The 19,083-nt window shown below is 43.2% G+C and carries 18 protein-coding genes, 1 other RNA gene, 1 pseudogene and 1 riboswitch; of the genes and pseudogenes, 5 read left to right on the top strand and 15 right to left on the bottom strand.

The genetic code is table 11. From position 1 onward, the window contains the following. Positions 1-149 precede the first annotated feature (149 nt). Positions 150-268: riboswitch (purine riboswitch) on the bottom strand. 183 nt (positions 269-451) lie between these two features. The 4 genes from CYL18_RS03525 to CYL18_RS03510 form a co-directional block, all read right to left on the bottom strand. Next, positions 452-1,951 (bottom strand): carboxypeptidase M32, encoded by a 1,500-nt coding sequence (locus CYL18_RS03525; RefSeq protein WP_104848056.1) that lies wholly within the window; start codon positions 1,949-1,951, stop codon positions 452-454. 142 nt (positions 1,952-2,093) lie between these two features. Further along, a complete protein-coding gene (locus CYL18_RS03520; protein WP_104848055.1) occupies positions 2,094-3,311 on the bottom strand; it encodes a DUF819 family protein in 1,218 nt (405 codons plus the stop codon). Positions 3,312-3,522: 211 nt separating this feature from the next. After that, positions 3,523-4,668, bottom strand: coding sequence for a THUMP domain-containing class I SAM-dependent RNA methyltransferase (locus tag CYL18_RS03515; RefSeq protein ID WP_407984510.1), 1,146 nt, complete (start codon positions 4,666-4,668; stop codon positions 3,523-3,525). A 90-nt stretch (positions 4,669-4,758) separates the two neighbouring features. Then, complete coding sequence (locus CYL18_RS03510) at positions 4,759-6,099, bottom strand: ABC transporter substrate-binding protein (RefSeq protein WP_104848053.1); 1,341 nt, start codon at positions 6,097-6,099, stop codon at positions 4,759-4,761. Positions 6,100-6,201: 102 nt separating this feature from the next. Here CYL18_RS03510 and CYL18_RS03505 point away from each other — a divergent pair, with 102 nt between their 5' ends. Both CYL18_RS03505 and CYL18_RS03500 read left to right on the top strand, forming a co-directional pair. Next, entirely contained in the window at positions 6,202-6,765 is a 564-nt protein-coding gene (locus CYL18_RS03505; RefSeq protein ID WP_104848052.1) for a helix-turn-helix domain-containing protein, read from the top strand. After that, a pseudogene (locus CYL18_RS03500) lies at positions 6,723-7,592 on the top strand (IS3 family transposase); the annotation flags it as partial. The gene CYL18_RS03505 and the pseudogene CYL18_RS03500, both read left to right, overlap by 43 nt. An 8-nt stretch (positions 7,593-7,600) precedes the next feature. Here the strand turns inward: CYL18_RS03500 and CYL18_RS03495 are convergent. Continuing rightward, positions 7,601-7,885: an SgrR family transcriptional regulator gene (locus CYL18_RS03495; protein WP_104848050.1), complete on the bottom strand. Its 285-nt coding sequence runs from the start codon at positions 7,883-7,885 to the stop codon at positions 7,601-7,603. A gap of 105 nt (positions 7,886-7,990) precedes the next feature. On the opposite strand from CYL18_RS03495, the gene CYL18_RS03490 reads away from it, so the two are divergent. Next, positions 7,991-9,244, top strand: a complete 1,254-nt coding sequence (locus tag CYL18_RS03490) for an MDR family MFS transporter (RefSeq protein ID WP_104848049.1) — start codon at positions 7,991-7,993, stop codon at positions 9,242-9,244. A gap of 123 nt (positions 9,245-9,367) precedes the next feature. Here the strand turns inward: CYL18_RS03490 and rnpB are convergent. The 7 genes from rnpB to CYL18_RS03455 all read right to left on the bottom strand — a co-directional run bounded on the left by rnpB (position 9,368) and on the right by CYL18_RS03455 (position 15,720). Continuing rightward, an RNA gene (rnpB, locus tag CYL18_RS03485) (RNase P RNA component class B) lies at positions 9,368-9,746 on the bottom strand. A gap of 65 nt (positions 9,747-9,811) precedes the next feature. Next, on the bottom strand, positions 9,812-10,123 hold the full coding sequence (gene gpsB, locus CYL18_RS03480) for a cell division regulator GpsB (protein WP_104848048.1): 312 nt from the start codon (positions 10,121-10,123) through the stop codon (positions 9,812-9,814). Positions 10,124-10,196: 73 nt separating this feature from the next. Continuing rightward, positions 10,197-10,751 (bottom strand): DUF1273 domain-containing protein, encoded by a 555-nt coding sequence (locus CYL18_RS03475; RefSeq protein WP_104848047.1) that lies wholly within the window; start codon positions 10,749-10,751, stop codon positions 10,197-10,199. Between the two features lie 71 nt (positions 10,752-10,822). Next, positions 10,823-11,191 (bottom strand): CotD family spore coat protein, encoded by a 369-nt coding sequence (locus CYL18_RS03470; RefSeq protein ID WP_104848046.1) that lies wholly within the window; start codon positions 11,189-11,191, stop codon positions 10,823-10,825. Positions 11,192-11,275: 84 nt separating this feature from the next. Next, complete coding sequence (locus CYL18_RS03465) at positions 11,276-12,556, bottom strand: ribonuclease H-like domain-containing protein (protein ID WP_104848045.1); 1,281 nt, start codon at positions 12,554-12,556, stop codon at positions 11,276-11,278. Then, complete coding sequence (locus tag CYL18_RS03460; protein ID WP_201741237.1) at positions 12,546-14,813, bottom strand: DEAD/DEAH box helicase; 2,268 nt, start codon at positions 14,811-14,813, stop codon at positions 12,546-12,548. Before CYL18_RS03460 ends, CYL18_RS03465 begins: the two co-directional genes overlap by 11 nt. Positions 14,814-14,940: 127 nt before the next feature. Beyond that, positions 14,941-15,720, bottom strand: coding sequence for an alpha/beta fold hydrolase (locus tag CYL18_RS03455; RefSeq protein WP_104848044.1), 780 nt, complete (start codon positions 15,718-15,720; stop codon positions 14,941-14,943). Positions 15,721-15,884: 164 nt separating this feature from the next. Between CYL18_RS03455 and CYL18_RS03450 the strand changes: the two genes are divergently transcribed. Further along, positions 15,885-16,334 (top strand): Hsp20/alpha crystallin family protein, encoded by a 450-nt coding sequence (locus tag CYL18_RS03450; RefSeq protein ID WP_161497070.1) that lies wholly within the window; start codon positions 15,885-15,887, stop codon positions 16,332-16,334. 47 nt (positions 16,335-16,381) lie between these two features. On the opposite strand, the gene CYL18_RS19460 is transcribed toward CYL18_RS03450, so the two are convergent. The 3 genes from CYL18_RS19460 to CYL18_RS03435 form a co-directional block, all read right to left on the bottom strand. Next, positions 16,382-17,047: a YppG family protein gene (locus tag CYL18_RS19460; RefSeq protein WP_236636209.1), complete on the bottom strand. Its 666-nt coding sequence runs from the start codon at positions 17,045-17,047 to the stop codon at positions 16,382-16,384. A gap of 113 nt (positions 17,048-17,160) precedes the next feature. Further along, positions 17,161-17,511 (bottom strand): YppE family protein, encoded by a 351-nt coding sequence (locus CYL18_RS03440; protein WP_104848042.1) that lies wholly within the window; start codon positions 17,509-17,511, stop codon positions 17,161-17,163. A 55-nt stretch (positions 17,512-17,566) separates the two neighbouring features. Continuing rightward, a complete protein-coding gene (locus tag CYL18_RS03435; RefSeq protein ID WP_104848041.1) occupies positions 17,567-17,848 on the bottom strand; it encodes a hypothetical protein in 282 nt (93 codons plus the stop codon). A gap of 599 nt (positions 17,849-18,447) precedes the next feature. Between CYL18_RS03435 and recU the strand changes: the two genes are divergently transcribed. After that, positions 18,448-19,071 carry a Holliday junction resolvase RecU gene (recU, locus tag CYL18_RS03430; protein ID WP_104848040.1) on the top strand — a complete coding sequence of 208 codons (624 nt, stop codon included), beginning with the start codon at positions 18,448-18,450 and terminating at the stop codon, positions 19,069-19,071. Positions 19,072-19,083 lie beyond the last annotated feature (12 nt).

The raw sequence follows: 19,083 nt of genomic DNA, 5'->3' as shown, positions 1-19,083 counted from the left end.
TGTTGTCTGCCTCCTATTTCTTTCGTGCAATTGCTTGAATCATATAAAAAAAGGACCTGTGAACTGCTGTGTACCTACAAGTGGGTAGCACAACAAATCACAGGTCCATATCATTTAGCGGACTGTAAATGCATAGATAAATAGAATCAATGCCAGTTGTTCCCACTCATAGTCAGATCATTTTGGCGCTTTTTAGCGCACTGGTAATCTGGTAGATACTTGCAGGCCATATTCCTGCGATTATATGAGTGCAATGTCGTTGTTATTGAATATGAAATGAATTATAGCAATCTTTTATTGTAATGAAAAGGGTTTTTCATATAATATTTTTCCGAAAAATAAATAAAAACGCTTTCACGAAAACCTGGTTTGCACAACCCGATTACCAGAAGGAAGTTCACCATGAAAAAACAAAAAGCTGCCGGTCATGCCGGCAGCTCGATCTGTTTTTTTATAGCTCATAAATCGCTTCATATTTCGCTTTCAAATAATCAATCAAATACTGTGGGTTCAAGTCTTCACCTGTTGCCAATTGGATGATCTCCCGCGGCGTTTTCCGCTTGCCGTATTGATGGACATGCTCCCTCAGCCAGTCCTTAATTGGTTCAATTTGGCCCTTTTCGAGAAGCTCATCAAAATGCGGGATAGCTTTCAGGATAGCTGCCTTCAGCTGGGCTGCATACATATATCCAAGCGCATAGGATGGGAAGTAGCCGAACATTCCTCCGGCCCAGTGCACATCCTGAAGGATTCCTTCTCCGTCATGCTCAGGACGAATGCCGAGGTATTCCTCATATTTGTCATTCCAAAGCTCCGGAAGCTCATCGACAGAAACTTCCCCATTAAAAATCATTTTCTCCAGCTCATAACGAATCATAATGTGAAGCGCGTATGTGAGTTCGTCGCTCTCTACTCGAATGAGTGATGGCTTGGATTCATTGATGGCCTCATAAAACGTATCTAAGTCAATCCTATCAAATTGCTCAGGGGAAGCTGCAGTCAATTTATCAAAATGTTTTTTCCAGAAATGTTTATTACGGCCGATAAAGTTTTCGAAAAAGAGAGATTGGGATTCATGGATTCCCATAGACGTGCCTGTGCATAATGGCGTCCCTTCTAGGGCTTTATCAATATTCTGTTCATACACAGCATGGCCGCACTCATGAATGGTACCAAAGACAGCGACCCTGAAGTCAGTTTCATCATACTTCGTAGTAATCCGCACATCGTTTGCATTCAAGGCTGTTGCAAATGGATGCACGGTCGAATCTAGCCGTCCGGCGTCCAGGTCATATCCTAATTCCTTAATCGTGCTCAGACAGAAGTCACGCTGGCTCTCTGTATCGAAATGCCTGTAAATAAACTCTGTGTTGAGCTTTTTCTTGGATTCTGAAATTCTCTTAACAAGCGGGACAATTTCATCCTTCAAGGCTCCGAAGACCTCATCTAGCACCTCAACTGTCATCCCTGGCTCATACATATCAAGCAGGGCATCATAAGGCCGCTCTTCCTTGCCCCAGTAGCGGATAAATTTCTTATTGGTTTCGATTAATTGATCCAGATATGGACGGAAAAGCTCGAAATCGGCCTGATCCTTTGCTTCCTCCCATACACTTTCCGCTTTGGATTGCAGTTGAACATATTGCTTGTACTCATCAGCCGGAATTTTACTCATGCGCTCAAATTCCAAACCGCATTCCTTCAAGATGTCTTCAAGCATATCCTGCTCACCCCTGTAACCAGAAAGCTGTTCAAGATAGCTCTTCATCTGCTCGCCTGTTGCCATTTCGAAATGAACCTTAGATAGAATGGAAATGACCTGACTGCGCTTATCAATGGTTTTCTTTGGCGCTCCCGTGCGCAAATCCCATCCAATCAAGGCTGATGCTTCACGATAGGCATCCATCGTTTGTATGTATTCGAGAAACTCTTTTTCTATTTGCTTGCTCACATGCTTCTCCTCCTCGCGGCTATATAGGCTATTTTATCATAAGCAGGAAAACAGGAGCAGATCTCTGCTCCTGTAACTATATGATTCTCTATGAAGATCTATATTCCTTTAAAAACACACTAATTAGGATAACAATTCTTACTTATAATAAACTGCTGAACCAATACCCAATGGCAGAGCCCGCATAATTGCCTACAATGTAGCCGAGCGTTCCTACCAATAATATCGGGACAATTAAGCTCGTCCAGCCCTTAGAGATGGCCATGGCTGCAGCTGTAGTCGGTCCCCCAACATTCGCATTGCTTGCAAGAATAATTTCTTCGAGATTAAATTTAAACACTTTCCCTAAAAGCAGTGATATAGCTAGATTAATCACTACGATAATAGCAACAAATGCCAATAGCAGCGGAGCTTGGGAGATAATCAAGGAAATAGAGGCCGGTACTCCGATTACGACAAAGAATATATAAATTAAGTATGTGCCGATTTCCTGCGCACCCTTAAGATTCTCGAAATATCTTGAAAAAATCGAGACCGCAAGAATCGTCAAGGTAGTCAATACTAGGTATTTATCACCTAGCGTTCCCTTTAATAAGACGAAAAAGAAATTCGTATTTTCACCACTCGGGATTAAATTCCCGAAAATTTCGGCCAACTTAAATGAAATCGCCACCAAGGTAAACGCAGTACCAACGGAAAGGGCGATATCCTTAAGAGAGATTTCTTTTCCCTTCCAATAGGCAGCAGCTTTATTTTCTCCTGCATTATCCCTTTCCATCTGATCAATATGCGGTGTTCGAAAATGCTTCCTAATAAACGGTATTGTTGGGATAAGGATGAGTACAAAAAAGTAAATGGCCATCATCAAGTTATCGGCAACGACAGTCGCAGAGACCAATTCTCCTGGTGCTTCAAACTTTGTTGATAATGCGGCAAAGTTAACCCCGCCGCCGATATAAGAACCTGTCATCATAGCAGCAACTTTCTCAAGGCCTGGTATGTATTCTTTCAAAAGGAAAAAAGCGATGATAACGCCAGCAACCGTACCTGCTGAACTAAGAAAAAACATAATTAGCAATCTGCCGCTTTCCTTCATAATCTTCACTATATTTGCCTGGTACAATAAGAGCGGAATGGCTAACGGGATAACATATCCCCACACTGTATCATAGACAGCCGATTCTGTCGGGATAATTTTCAAATTCGCCAAAATCATTGCCCCTAGCAAAGCGATGATTGCCCCGGATAGTTTCGAAGCCCATTTATATTTTTGCTCCAAATAGATACTCACAGCCGCCCATCCGGCAAGAAAGGCCCATAAAAGCCAAATATCATCAGCTTTTATTAATGTATTGTCCAATTCCTATCACCCTTTCAATCAATTGTTAAATTTCAAAAAAAGAGCCTACTTTATTTTATCATCTTGATCTTGCCTTTTTATACAGGCAGATACAGGTATTCTTGATGATACAAAAAGATGATTACATACAAAAACAGCCTTAGTCCCTTTTGTACGTGGATCTAAGGCTGCTTTATTAGAGTGAGCATAAGAATGCTGCTTCAGCAAGGCATTATGCTTTCGGATTACGCGGCGGTCGCTTGCCCCAGTACTGGTAATAATCCGTGCGGATGAAACCATTAAAGAGCTTGCGCTTCTTCGTTGCCGGCTTCCCGTAAAATTGTTCAAAGTTCTCGTCAGAGGTCATCATGTAAACGGACCATGTTTCATACTGTCTGAGGACCTCTCCCATTTCCTTATACATACGCTCAACGGACGGGCGGTCGCTCAAGCGTTCCCCATAAGGCGGGTTTCCGATAATGACACCGTATTCCTTCGTGGTCGTAAAGTCCTTGACTTGCATTTGCTTGAACTGAATAAGGTCACCCAAGCCTGCCTCCAAGGCATTTTCCTTCGCGATATTCACCATCTTATGATCAATGTCATAGCCGGAAATATCAAGCGGCTGATCATAGTTTGCTTTTTCCTCTGCTTCATCCCTGACCTTGTCCCATACACTTGAATCAATCATCGGCCATTGTTCAGAGACGAACTCACGGTTAAAGCCCGGTGCGATATTTTGGCCGATTAAAGCTGCTTCAATCGCAATAGTGCCTGAGCCGCAGAACGGGTCGACTAGCGGCCGGTCTGGGGTCCAGTTCGTGAGCTTCACAAGGGCCGCAGCCAAGGTTTCCTTCAGCGGCGCCTCCCCTTGTCCGGTACGATATCCCCTTTTATGAAGAGCTTGGGGTCCAGTCGTATCAATCGTCAATGTTGCACGGTCCTTTAATAGCCCGACCTCAATCCGGTAAAGCGGACCATTCTCATCAAGCCAGCCGTCCTTCTTATAAGCTTTCTTCATGCGCTCGACAATCGCTTTTTTCACGATAGCCTGGCAATCTGACACACTAAATAATTTGGATTTGACTGATTTGCCCAAAACCGGGAATTCTGCGGTTTCATCCAGATAATTCTCCCAAGGGAGCTTTTTTGTTTTCTCGAATAACTCATCAAATGTAAAGGCCTTGAACTCCCCAACGAGGATCTTCACCCGGTCAGCCGTTCTAAGCCACATATTCGCTCTTGCAATGGCGGTTTCATCTCCTTCAAAGAGAACCCGTCCATTCTCAACTGTGCATTCATATCCAAGGTCACGCACTTCTTGCGCGACTAACGCTTCAAGCCCCATGGCGGCCGTTGCGATTAATGTCATTTTCATAATTTCACCCTATTCATTTACTATCCGTTTGCGCCTTTAATAATACAACTACACCAGGCCTATTGCAAACCTTATCGGGCAAAAAGGACCTTACATACTCGGCTTCATCCATAATTTCGAGAAATCGGCATGGCCAAAATACTTTGTTTTCACATTCATGATATCTTCCGTGAACAAAAAGCTTTTTCTCGAGAAATAGAGAGGAATCATTAAGGAGGATTCAATTAATAGGCGCTCAATGCTTAAATGAAGCTCCATCCATTCCGTTACCGGTGTCATTGCATACCTCTTCAGAAAAGCATCTTTATCAATCAACTTCTTCAATACTGTATTGAGAGGTGACGAGCCCCCGAACAGAAACTGAAAAAAGGAAAAGCTCTGGTTAATTTCAAACACTTCTCCATGAAAGAAAAAATCACACTCCTGCTCCTCCATCCCATTATTCAGCGTATCCTCGAAACGAACGGGAACAAGCTCAATTGCACACCCGGCTTTTTCTAGGATGTCCTTGGCCCAGACACCGGCCGATTCTGTGTATGTGGTCACCTGAAGTATTAATGGTCGTTTAAGGGGTGGACAGGGCTTCTCCTCCATGACATACGGTTTACTGATTCTGGGGAAAACCCCGCAATCATTCGGAATAGCATTCGGGTCAATATCCGGAACTTCTCCCCTGTGCTTAGCCATCTGATAATGCACATACTCCCTGACTTCCGCTCTTGCAATATCAGAATCACGATAACCGTTAAGGATAGCTACCCCAAAGCCATAATCGCTGTCTACTTTAAAGGTTTCATTTATATTGGATTGCGCGGAGGAGCGATACACATTCTCAAAATTCTTTGGCACTTGCACATATTCAATGACATCCAATAAAGAGCGTTCTTTATAATGTTCCTTAAAAGTGTGCAAAACCGTTTTCACCTCATTATTGACCTCGATATAGAAACTTCCCGTTCCGCTTAGCAGCCCTCCTGTTTCTTTATAAATGCTCGCACCTAGCACACTTAGAAGATGGAGGGCATAGCTGCATGGATAGCGGAATAGGAGATCGACCACAAGCGGGCCTTTTGCCGTTATTTCAGCAACTGGTGACCACATGAGCTCATAATAGGGATGTGAGCGCATCTTCTCTAGGCAGCAGCAGACATCTTCTGCGGATAAAATAGACCCGTCATGAAACTTTACGTCTTTGCGCAAGTAGAGTCGCAGCTTCTTCTCATCATGCTCCCAGCTATGCGAAAGCGCAGGATGAATTAGACCATCCTCATCTGCTGATACTAGCCGGTCAAATATATTCGCCACCAAGCTGGCGCTATGGACATCCCGTGCCTCGAGCGGATGAGTCGTGAGGAAGGGGCGCTTTCTCGGAATGATCAGCCGGTCTTCATGATCCTGGCCATATCCTAGCCTCCCTTGAAAACACTTCATCAAACGAAGCTGGCAATCCCTTGACCAATCAAGAAGAAGCAGCCGTGGTGCTGCACCCCAAAAGTTAGAGTAATAAAACTAACTTTTGGGGTGTCTTTTTATATGGTGAAATACAGTGAGGAATTTAAACTAAAAGTTGTCAAAGAGTATTTAGAAGGTTCTTTAGGATGTGTATCATTAGCGAAAAAACACGGGATACCCAATCATTCACAAATCCAACGATGGGTACGTGCTTATGAAGCCTTTGGAAAAGATGGATTGCGAAGAAAGCAGTCTAAACAAGTTTTTTCTGTTCAATTTAAAATCGATGTATTACACTTTATGAAACAAACGGGTGCTTCTTACCAAGATACAGCGATTAGCTTTAAGCTGAGTAATCCTAGCTTGATTGCGAAGTGGAACAGAACATTTTCGAAAGAAGGTATCGAAGGCCTGGAAGAAAAAGTGAAAGGAAGGCCTCCTATGCCTAAAAATCGAAGAGCGAAACCAGCCAAGCAAGAGAAAGCATTAACTCGTGAACAACAATTAGAACGCGAAAATGAACTTCTTCGTTTAGAGAACGCCTATTTAAAAAAGTTAAGAGCTTTTCAGGAGAATCCGGATGCCTTCCTCGCAAAGCACAAGCAGCACTGGCATTCGGGCTCAAAGAAGAAGGATTCCGATTAAAAGATGTACTTGAAGTAGTTGGTATTCCTGAGGCAACGTATCATTATCACATCCAACAACTGAAGAAAGAAGACCCTGATAAAGGATGGAAGACTATCATTTCAGAACTTTTTCAGAAGCACGAGGGAAAATACGGATACCGTCGCATTTATTTGGCATTACGAACACAAGGTTATGTCATCAATCATAAAAAGGTTCAGCGAATTATGAAGGAGTTAGGCTTGAAGTGCGTCAAATTCACCCGTAAATCTCGCTATAACTCCTATAAAGGTCAAGTAGGTAGGATAGCAAAGAATCGGTTGAACCGCAGGTTCCATACGCCTATTCGTCTGCAAAAACTCGTCACAGATGTGACTGAATTTAAGTGTGTTGGAGAAGAGAAGCTCTACTTAAGCCCTATTCTAGATTTATATAATGGCGAAATCATCTCGTTTGGAATGTCAAAAAGACCAACATTAAATTTCGTTATAGAGCCACTAAATCAAGCATTAGAAGTCATTAAAAAGGAAGCAAACTTTCGAACTACCATCCATTCAGATCAGGGATGGCATTACCAGCACAACAAATGGGTGCAAACATTGAGGCAGAATAACATTTTTCAGAGTATGTCGAGAAAGGCCACTTGTGCAGATAATGCGGCGATGGAAAACTTCTTTGGAATTTTAAAACAGGAGATGTATTATGGGGAAAAATTAGTCTCATATGAAGAGCTAAAACAAAAGATTGAAGAGTACATCGATTACTATAACAATAAACGCATTAAGCAAAAATTGGCCGGTTTAAGTCCCGTACAATACCGAACTCAAACCAGCCAATCAGCTGCTTAATAAAAACTCTAACTTTTAGGGGTCACTACCCGTGCACATTCTTCGATTGGCCCCTTTTTCATCTTCTCCTGCACCAATTGCTCAAAGATTTCTTCGACATCCTTGACCCACTGAATTTCAGAACTGCGCCCGCGCCCCAGCCCGCCCTGATAAATGAGCCACCCCTCCTCGTGCCATTTATGTATGTACCTCGTTGTTTGCTTCATACTCAAGCCAAGCAGATTGGAAAGATGACTCATCTTTACTGGGCCTGAATTCACATGATGCCATAATGTCAGCAATTTTGAATCCATTCTTCCACCCCCTAATATTAAAAGTAGACATATATTTTGAAAATTGTCTATTTTCTAAAACATCCGTCTAGTTTAATATAAAATGAACGAAGGGAGGTTTACAAGATGAATTTCAAAAATCTGCCACAAAACATCAAGGTACGGCTGATTACATCCTTTTTTAATCGCGCGGCCTCAAGTGCTATCATGCCCTTTATGGCACTATACTTAGCTGCTGAGCTAAATAAAATTTGGGCTGGCATCTTCCTGATTTGTACCGTTGTCATTACTTTTGCAGCCAATCTGGTTGGCGGCTATATCTCAGACCGCTTCAAACGAAAAAAAGTCCTCCTTGCCACATCAAGCTTAAACACCGTCATGCTTGTGCTGATGACCATCAGCCTTTTTCCGAATGATGATTGGATCATTCTCTTCGCGGCCTCTTATGTCGGCTATATGATCACAAGCAGCCTTGGACGGCCATGTATGCAGGCCATCATTATGGACTCTACCACACCTGATAATCGAAGAGCTGTCTATGCCATTGATTACTGGCAGGTCAATCTGTCGATGGCGATTGGAGCAGCGATGGGAGGCTTATTCTTTCTTCACTATCAAAAGGAATTATTCATGGTATTATCCTTTATCTCGCTTATGATCATCTTTGCCTATCACATCTGGCTTATTGATACCCATCAGCCGGTCCAAAAATCTCAAAGACCGAACATCTTCCTTGATGTGATTGAGAATTATAAGGTAGCGCTCGCTGATAAACAATACGTCAAATTAGTGCTCGGGTTCACCTTGATTCTCTCTGCAGAATTTTCTCTTAACAGTTATATAGGCGTCCGTCTCTCTGAAACCTTTAAGCCCGTTTCGATTGGCGGATTCAAAGCAGAAGGCGTCCATATGCTTAGCATGCTGAACATACTTAATATGGCATCTGTCGTTCTTCTGACCTTCTTCGTCACGAAGCTCGCGAGCCGCTTTACTAATAGGAGCGTTTTGCTGACTGGTCTTATCATCTACGGAATTGGCTACGCAGTCATCACTTCAGCCGATACATGGTATGTGCTGCTCTTATTCGGTTTCATTGCTACCATTGGGGAATTGCTGTATTCTCCCGTTTATACGACTGAGCAGGCAAACCTGATTCCAGCCGACAAGCGAGGCTCTTATTCAGCCTTTGCTGGGGCAGCTTATAATGGTGCTGATCTGATGGCCCGGTTCTCGATCATCCTTGGAGCCTACTTGATTCCAACCATGATGTCTGTTTATATCGGCCTGATTGTCACTTGCGGCATCCTTCTTATCTACATTGCCTTATATGGCAAACATGCTTTGATGAAAACAGAAAAGATGGTTAAGGTGAGTCATTGAGATTGTATTTCACAAAAAGAAGCCGCTGATTTCCGAGTTTGAAATCAGCGGCTTCTCTATCTTTACATTAATGCCTTAGCTCTTAAGGCTTTCATAGTCATTTATTATGCTTCCTTGATAACGTCCTATAAGCCATGTTCTGTCCCTTCGTACTGCAATCGATCGGAAGAATCTCGTACTCCGGCGGCAATCATCTATCTGCAGATTAATTCTGCCCTTTCCCATCGTTCATTTCCTTAGGAAAGGCGCCCCTACCAAATTTGGGTTTCTCGCTCGCGGGGTTTACCTCGTTCCACCCTTCCTGTTTCCAGAAAGGCTCCGTCACTGTGGCACTTTTATAGGTACCGGCGCCATATCCGAAGACTTAGGCGCTTTCCCGGCCGTCAGCCTGATAATCAGGCTGCCCTAGCTTATTGGGCTAGGCACGAACACTACAGGCATCTCAGCCTGTGCGAGCATGGACTTTCCTCTACAATTTACATTGCAGCGATTACCCAGACGTTATCGCATAAAAGTTATTATAGCGTCAAAAACCATACTTTGCAACCAAAATTGCATTGGAAGTTATTACTCGTATAATTTACTTCCAAAAACATGCTTTTCTAGATTGGATAGGCGTTTCAGAATATCAAAATTGGTTGTTCCTGCAGGTGTTTGCTGCACTGGCTGAGCAGTCTTCTTAGGCTGTTCCTCCAACTGCTTCTTCAGCTTCATGTTCTCTTGCAAAAGCAACTCATATTCCTGGTGCATGACCTCATAGTCCTTGATAATTAAATCGAGATACTGGTCTACTTCCTCTTGTTTGTATCCTCTGACACCGGTCTTAAATTCCTTCTCCAGGATTTCTTTTGCTGTCAATTTGGTTTTATCTGAGAGCATTTTCTTCACCTCAAATTCCTACGACTAATACTTATTATTTTTTCAAAAAAAGCTCTGTTTGTCAATTTACCTTTTAATAATCTTGCCATTGCTCTTCCTCAATCAGGCTTTCCAGGTCCCAGAATGTGATTTGGATAATCGGATAATCCGTTTTATCCTGCTTCCTCTTCGCTTCCATCCAGCTGTATTTCGGGCTCCCATCCTTTTCCTCTTCATAGAGGATAAGCATCTGATCGCTCTTATCCACCAAAAATTGATTGCGGAGTTTTAGCTGCCACGGTCCTTCATATGGCTTTTTCGAGATAGCCTCCACATAATCTGCCTGAATGAGTACCTCTTCATATTGTTCCTTTACACCCTCTTTCCAATTCTCTTCTTGATTAAGAAAAGGAAGGAGGACACCCAATTTCAGTTCGGGATATTCTTCCTGCAAATCAAACACAACATTAGCGGCCCATAGCTCTACTCCCGGCTGGCCGGTAATTAAAACCCATTCCAAATCCTGTTCAAGCATATCGAGCAAATGATTTCTAATGGCCTTCTTTATGTATGGTATTCCCTGATGCTTTTGATCAAAAATCCCTAGCTCATAGGCTTTATATCCCGTTACAAACACTACTTTACCCATTTTCTCACTTCCTGAAGCTTATCCTTTATTGTTTCATTAAAGAAAGGAAGAGGCATATAGCCTCTCACCCTTTAGCAGCCGCAGCCTGGTCCGAAGCCGCCGCCAAATCCCATACCTTGACCTGGGAATTGTCCTGGACCTCCAGCCATTGGCCCTCCAAATCCTGGTGCAGGAGCCATTGGTGCTCCTAATTGGATATCTTGATTTTGCACATTGTTCATGCTTTGGTAAGAATGCGGATATGTGTGCTCATTTTTATAGAGAACATTATTCACTTCCAATGTTTTAACTGGATGAACATGCGGAACAACCACCGTATAACAATTTTCCTTTACGAATTGAATTGGTTCATGGCAAACGGGCGGGCAGACTTGTGTTTGATTGCACCCCGGAACATGAATAGGGCCACAGTGTTGATGATGATGATGATGACCAAACATAAATTAACTCTCTCCTTTCAGTATCCTGATGTCTTACATTTATAAGGTATGAGAGCTGTGTATCATTTGCACCGAGGCATTCACCTATTTTCCCGTTCGATTCTCCGCTTTTAGCCATTTCTGTTTAAGACGGCTGATTCGTTTTTGAAGGTCTGTTGTTTTTAAGGAGGCTTTCTGAATATTATGTTTAACAACGGTATCAAGTGCGGCATCCGCATGATGCAGGGCCATTTCATAATCTTTTAGTGTATGCTCATAATATTTGGCAAGCTCCAAATGAGATTGTGCCTTCAAATCGGCATGACGGATATGAGCCGTCTCCTGCCAGAGATTTGCTGCCTCCCCCATATTACGATTCTTCTTATGTTCATTTGCCAGATGGAATTTAACCATAAGCCCATCATCGTCCTGCTTGGTTTCTAAAACACCCTTCTCAAAAGACCGGATGGCGCGGCTGCGGTCTTTCAAAGCCGAAAACCATCTCGCCAGCTCAAACGAGTCTTCATGCTTGGCAAACTCCTGATTCAAAAGGAGAGCAGACAAATGGATATACAGCGTAATGAGCGAAAGCACATCGAGCTCATTATGCTTCATAATTTTAAAGATGGCTTCTGGGTCTTCCCTGTCTACAAAGTCAAAATAAATCATCGGAGCCAAATATCCCGGGACATCATCTGTCCTCTTAAAGCCGAGCACTTCCTCCTCAACGACAGAAAGCTTCACCCGCTCTAGCTTGTTCTTCCAGAGCCTGCGCGCCGCATGGTAAAGATCAAAATGCCCGAATGAAGGCAGCTTAGGAAGCTGTCCCCTATGGAGGGTATGCTGTGAGACGACCTGCGGCCAATCGAATGATTTCCCATTATAGGTGACGAGGGTTTCATAATTGACTTTATCCAAGAAGCTTTTATAAAACAGCACCTCATAGCCCGGACGCGGCAGAAAATGCTGCCTGACTTTTATTTCGTTATCTTCCATATACGCAAACCCCAGAAGAAAGATAGAAGTCCCGGCTCCAGTGCCAAGCCCTGTTGTTTCTGTATCAAAGAAAAACATATCTTCCGCACGAAAGCCTTTAGCGGATAATGGATGGGTTAGATCAGACTCATTCCAAATCCGAACAATATCAGAAAGCATATCAAAAGAGTACTTACCATGCCGATGGGTTAAAGGATAGCTTACCTCGCGAACGAGGCAATACTCACCATCCATAAAGATTGCCTTCGCCCCGTATTCCTGCCATTTCTCATAGTGAGGAATGTTTATCTGCTCTACCTGAGCTTCTGCCGGCGCTTCCTTTTGTTTAGAAATCCCGTTGCCGGTATTCAGGTGGGCTTTCATCCGATTTAGTTTATGTTTAATGGACATGCTTCATGACACCTTCTGCATAACGGTCAACCAAAATCGAAAGAATCTTCAGCGCATCTCGTTTCATCGAGTCGCCTCCTCCTTCTGTACCGACACAGCTTGGACAGCCTGATTCACACGGGCAGGCCTCTATCGCATCGATGGTTGCCTCCATAATGGTTGAGCTATTTTCATACATATATTTACTCAAACCGATGCCGCCCGGGTAATGATCATACACAAAGATGGTCGGCAAATCATTATGAGTCGCTTTCACTTGCGGGTATACATGAATATCTCCCGGATCACACATCACATATACCGGTATGATACCGCGAAGGGCATGAGAAGCACCCATCAATCCCTCTTCCAGCCGTTCTTCCTTCCAATCTGAGAGGTCTTTATTTAAGGAGAGCATGCAGGCATTCGTATGAATTTCCTCCTCGGGCAAATGAATCGGACCTGAGCCAATATTCTCATGTGTATCAAATTTAATTTTCTTGAAGATTGTCGCCATCGCTCGGACAGAGACATCTCCAAAGGTAACAGTCGCATGATGGTTAGACTTGTTTTCATCAATTTCCAGCACATCTACCTGAACCGCCAGATTAGCGTCTGTATAATAATCTACTTTGACCTCTCGCACATAGGCTTTCTTTTCTTCCCAATCTAAAAATTCGACTTGGTATTGAATGCCTTGATGCAAATAAATAGCCTCATCATGAAGCAAGGTCATTGCGCTGAAACGGTCCGTCTCACCGATAACACGAGGTTTGGGGTTTGTCCTGTCAATAATCACCACATTCTCCTGAGAGGCAGAACGAAGACTAATCTCATGGGCCGGAAAGGCATCATTCATCCAGTGCCACATATCCTTATTCTTATGAAGCACATGCTCATCAGCGAGATAGTCCAGTATTTCGCTAATCTCTGCCGCTCCAAATTGCTCTCCTTCCTTAAAAGGAATCTCAAAGGCGGCGCACTTCAAATGATCGACGAGGATGACTAGATTATCCGGATTAATCCTTGCGGTCTCCGGATTGCGATTGAAGAAATAATCCGGATGTTGAATGACAAATTGGTCAATTGGACTTGAAGAGGCAACCATGATAATCAGCGCTTCGCCGTGACGCCTGCCCGCTCTTCCCGCTTGCTGCCAAGCGCTGGCGATAGACCCGGGATAACCCGTCATGATACAAGCCTGCAGCTGCCCGATATCCACTCCTAACTCAAGTGCATTTGTACTGACAACCCCGTAAATCGTTCCGTCTCTTAAACCTTTCTCAATCTCCCTGCGCTGTGTAGGCAAATAACCGCCTCGATACCCACTGATTGCTTTTGGCCCAAGCTGTTTAGCCACTAGCTCTTGCAAATAAGTGAGAAGGATTTCCACGCGCACTCTGCTTCTCGCAAAGACGATGGTCTGAATTTTATTGCGAAGCAAGTCGCTGGCAATCTTTCGTACCTCAAGCACTGCACTTCTTCGTATATTGAGCGGCTTATTGACAATCGGGGGATTGTAAAACACAAAATGCTTTTTGCCTGAAGGAGCACCGTTTTTGTCAATCAGCACCATCTCATGTTCGGTTAAAGCTTCCGCGAGTTCCTTCGGATTGGCAATTGTTGCCGAAGTACAGATAAATTGCGGGTCACTTCCATAGAAGCGGCATATACGCTTTAAACGCCTGATAACATTCGCCGTGTGGCTTCCAAAGACTCCTTTATACGTATGCAGCTCATCAATTACGACATATTTAAGGTTTTCGAATAAAGACACCCATTTCGTGTGGTGAGGCAGGATACCAGAATGGAGCATATCCGGATTCGTGATAACAATATGTCCCGCCTTTCGGATTTTCTGGCGAATGCTTGTGGGCGTGTCCCCATCATACGTATAGCTGTTGATTTTTAAATCGGCTGCATGGATTAATTCCTCCAGCTCTGATTTCTGATCATAGCTTAATGCTTTTGTCGGGAATAAATAGAGAGCTCTTGCGTCCGAATCCTCCAGTATTGTTTGGATGACAGGCAGGTTGTAGCAAAGCGTCTTGCCGGATGCAGTCGGGGTAACAGCGACAATATTTCTGCCGCTTCGAATAGAGCGATAAGCCTCACTCTGATGGCTATATAATGAAGATATCCCTCGCGATGAGAGGGCTGTACGTAATTGGTCATGCAAATCATCCGGGAAAGGAGCATAAGTAGCTTCCTTTTCATTGATTGTATGCCAGAAGCTGATCTGGTCTTTATACTGTTCCTCAGTCAGCAGGTCTTTCATGATATCCGCTAAACTTTTCTTCCTGAACAACACGTTCACACCTCATTTCTGTCATCATTGTAACCGAATGAACGTTCTCTTGTGAAGAAAAAAGCCGCATCTTTTCGCGGACGCGGCAATTAATTCATTACTTTGAATGTTCATCCACAAATGAGGCGATGGCACGGCTGACCTCATCAGGCGTTTCAAAAATCCCCATATGACCAGCCTTCTCAATCAACACCTGATTCACATGGCTGCCATTTGCAATAAAGGTTTTCTCAGGCGGTACGACCTTATCCTCCGCTCCGGCGACAAGCAAGACGGGAAGCTTATTATCCTCTAGGACACTGCTCAGATCCTCCCTGTCACGCATGGCCTTTAAAGCTCCTATGACACCTTTTGGATTAGTCTCGATCCCGATATCGAATAATTTACCGATAATCGACTGATTGTTTTCTTTCGTTTTTTCAGCGACAAGATTGGGCACAAGCTCTTTAACAAATAAATTCACACCCTGCTCCATCACTTTGGACACACCAGCTGAACGCTTCTTCTTCGCCTCTTCACTGTCTGGATACGCTGTGGAATGAATAAGACCGTAGCCAGAGAGCACATCCGGATGATTCCGTGCAAAATCAAGCGTAATATATCCACCCATCGAATGACCGAATAAGAACACATCCTGAAGGTTCTTATCCTCTATAAATTCATATACATCCTCCGCCATATCGTGAATGCTGTAACCTGGCTCTGTCGCCTCAGTCTCCCCGTGTCCTCTCATATCCAGTACCCAAACATGGTAGGAAGATGAAAGGCGTGTCTCGATCTCCTTCCAGTAATCCTTATTTCCGCAAAAGACATGAATCAGGACAATATTCTTCCCCTTTCCTGACTCTCTGTAAGCAAGCTTCACTTGTTCAGCCATGATCCTAACTCCCTTCACATGTAATATGTATTCCTTATAGTGTACCTTATCTGATTAAATGATTTATACCCCATTTTATTTTCTCCTACGCAAACTTCGACTGACCTAAAAATGAAGGAGTGCATATGATATGGGTAGAATTCAAACCTAGGGAGGAATTAACCATGGCTAATAACAATCGGAACGAATTAATGGAACCTTTCCGCCAATTCATTTCCCAAATGGACCATCTCCTGTCAGAGAAAACCGGAAATGGATTATTGCAATCAATGGATGGCTTCTTCCAGAATCAAAATCTTTTTTCAAGCTTCCCGATAGAATGGGAAGAGACGGATACACATTATATCATTCATGCCCATATTGCCGGCATCGAAAAAAGCATGATAGAGATCGATATCTCAGGAAACCGGCTGACCATTTCCTATGAAACAGAGGAGCGCAGGACAGCTAACCAAGAAAAGGGAACAATTTCTGCTGTAGAAAGACGAAAGAAAGCAAGAAGCTTCACCTTCTCACAGCCGATAGACGAAGAGAACATCCAAGCGACGCACGAAAATGGCCTTTTAACCGTATCTGTGCCGAAATCAAAAAAACGCCGGATTTCCATCCGTTAATTTATTTTTATCATAACAAAAACTGCCGACAGGTTGACGGCAGTTTTTTATGTTCCCGCTTTGAAGATGGACCCAACTCCTTTCACGAGATTCGACACTTGGTTCATCGTGTTCAGCATCTGGCCGGTCGTATCCATCATTTTATTAAAATCTATGCTGCCCTCCGGATTTTTAAACTGATTTAGTACAGAGGATATATTATTCCCCTGGCTCTTTTGAAGAAAGCTTGGCTTTGGATAGGGATGCGTCACATTCATCATCGGCTGCTGCAGGGGATAAAAGTCCTCATCCTGCTGATAGAGCGGGTTTTGGAATGGATTTGACGGCTGCTTTGGATAAGGATTCATCTCCGGTGCCGGCTGATTAGACTGATAAACATAAGGCATTTGGTTCTGCATTGGATTCACTGCTTGATTCTGTATAGGCGGCATCTGATATGGGTCAGGCATGTACGGATTCATTAACGGGCCGTAGTAGCCCTGATTTGGCAGCTGTGAATCGAATCGTTCGGAAGCTTGATACATTTGCTGCTGTTCACCATACACCGGCCATCCTTGTGCCTGCCCTCCCGACGGTGCAGCCATTCCCCCATGAAAATAATTCATCCCATTTGTCTGATACTCATAATAGGGCATGCCAGACTGCCAATTCATCACTGAATTTGGATCAGGCCCCTGCCTTTGCTTTTTCTTCTTTAGAAGGTCTTTAAGCATGCCATCCTCCTCCGTTCTCTTTACTCAAGGTTAATATATGAGAAAAACGGCTATGAGTGCATTTCTCTTCATCTAAAAAGCCTGATTCCACATATGGAAACCAGGCTTACTAATCATATTTCCCTTTTCACTTGTTCAAGAACAAAGGCAGCTGCATGGCAATGCTTTATGAATCGCGCCTTGCTCGATTGCGGGATATGACAGTGAACAGAAACCTGCAATAGGTTATTGTGTGTGTTTTGGATTTGGAGCGGACTGATTTGTCTAGGCTTCATCCTCTTCTGCCATTCACCGGCAAGATCTGCCCATCTGTCAGCCATTGCCTTTACTTCATCAGCATAAGGCTTAACGTCCTGATAGAAGTCAAATGTCAGCTCTTCCTCCCTAGCCCGCCGATAAATATCTTCTGCCTCCGCTACTTTTTTAAGCAGCTGGTCGGTTAAATTGTATAATTCCTGTGTCATGCCAAGTCATCCTTATTTTTGTCTTATCTACCTTTTTGTACCCAACTTAAAATTATCAGAAATCCGGTACATATGCTACCTTTATGCTGCCTCCATGGCCCGGTATGCTGCCCAGCCCGCCGTCTTTGCTCCTGTACTTCAAATGCTGATTCAATTTGTTTTCCACGACGTCGATACTTGCCTCCATTTCTCTGGAGCGATTCTTTATGAATAAATGAAAATCAGACAGTGTGTCCTCATATTCTTTTTTCGTTTTACTGATCATTTCTTCTTCCAGGGCAGTGATTTCCTCTTCTAACTCCTTCAAGATAGATACAAGCTTTTCTTTGGAACTCATGACATGCACCCCTTTCATCTTCTTAACTGTAAGGTTTCGCCCTCTATCCTTGTATCCCTTCCGTGCCGACAAAACTAGAAGTATATCGGCAAAGAAACACGCAATGAAAGGACCTCTTCATACCTTCGACACAATGCATAAAAAACTTGGTGAGGAGAGAATCTATATGTCAGGAGGTGCAGAACATGAAAAATAAAAACAACAACTCAAAGGCACAAAATGAGAAAAAGAAAAGCATTCCTAAAAATAATACAGGAAACCCTAAACTGGACGGACCAGACCGTCCATCCACTTAATAAGAACTCAAATCCCCAACGAAAAGAACCAGTACTTACAGAGTCGCACTGGTTCTTTTTGTCTATTCATCAATTTATATCCGCTCCAGATTCTCTCCATTCACGCCCCTTTGACGAATTGGCACAATTATAATAAACTTCTCTTACCATTGTTGTGCCGATGGTATTCGTTCCCCTTATGCAAAATCACCCAAAAGGAGTAGAATGTGGAATTATGAAAAATATTGTCAGTCATAGAATATGATGTTTTTTACAATTCTCACATTATTTTTGTTATGATTAGGTTGGACTTGGAGGGATACTATGGCTATAAGATATCCTAATGGGAAAAAATATATCCCAGTACAGAACAATCAAAATCAAGCAACAAAGCCTGCTCAGAAAAAACTGGACTACTCAAACAGAGGTATGACACTGGAAGAAGATTTGAATGAGACAAACCAGTACTATATTGAGAATAATATCGCGATTGTCCATAAAAAACCAACCCCAGTACAAATAGTAAATGTCTCTTACCCGAAAAGGAGTGCTGCGGTCATTAAGGAAGCCTACTTCAAGCAAGCTTCCACTACAGACTATAACGGAGTATATAAAGGACGATACATTGATTTTGAGGCAAAGGAAACGAAACTTCAAACTTCATTTCCATTGAAGAACTTTCATGAACATCAAATCATCCATATGCAAAATGTGTTAGACCACGGCGGAATCGCCTTCATCATTATACGTTTCAGCCAAACTGAGGAGATTTATTATTTACCAGCCGAAACCCTTATCTCCTATTGGAATGAAATGCTTGCCGGAGGAAGGAAATCCATCCCCAAGAAAGATATTGAACGCTTCGGCGATTTAATTCCTATAGGCTATGCACCAAGGATTGATTATATTAAGATTATAATGAGGAAGTTTGAATGGGATTTATCCTGAAAGGAAGGGTAA

This window comes from Pradoshia eiseniae (assembly GCF_002946355.1).
GTDB classification, from domain to species: domain Bacteria; phylum Bacillota; class Bacilli; order Bacillales; family Pradoshiaceae; genus Pradoshia; species Pradoshia eiseniae.
This window is presented reverse-complemented; position numbering and strand designations above follow the sequence as displayed.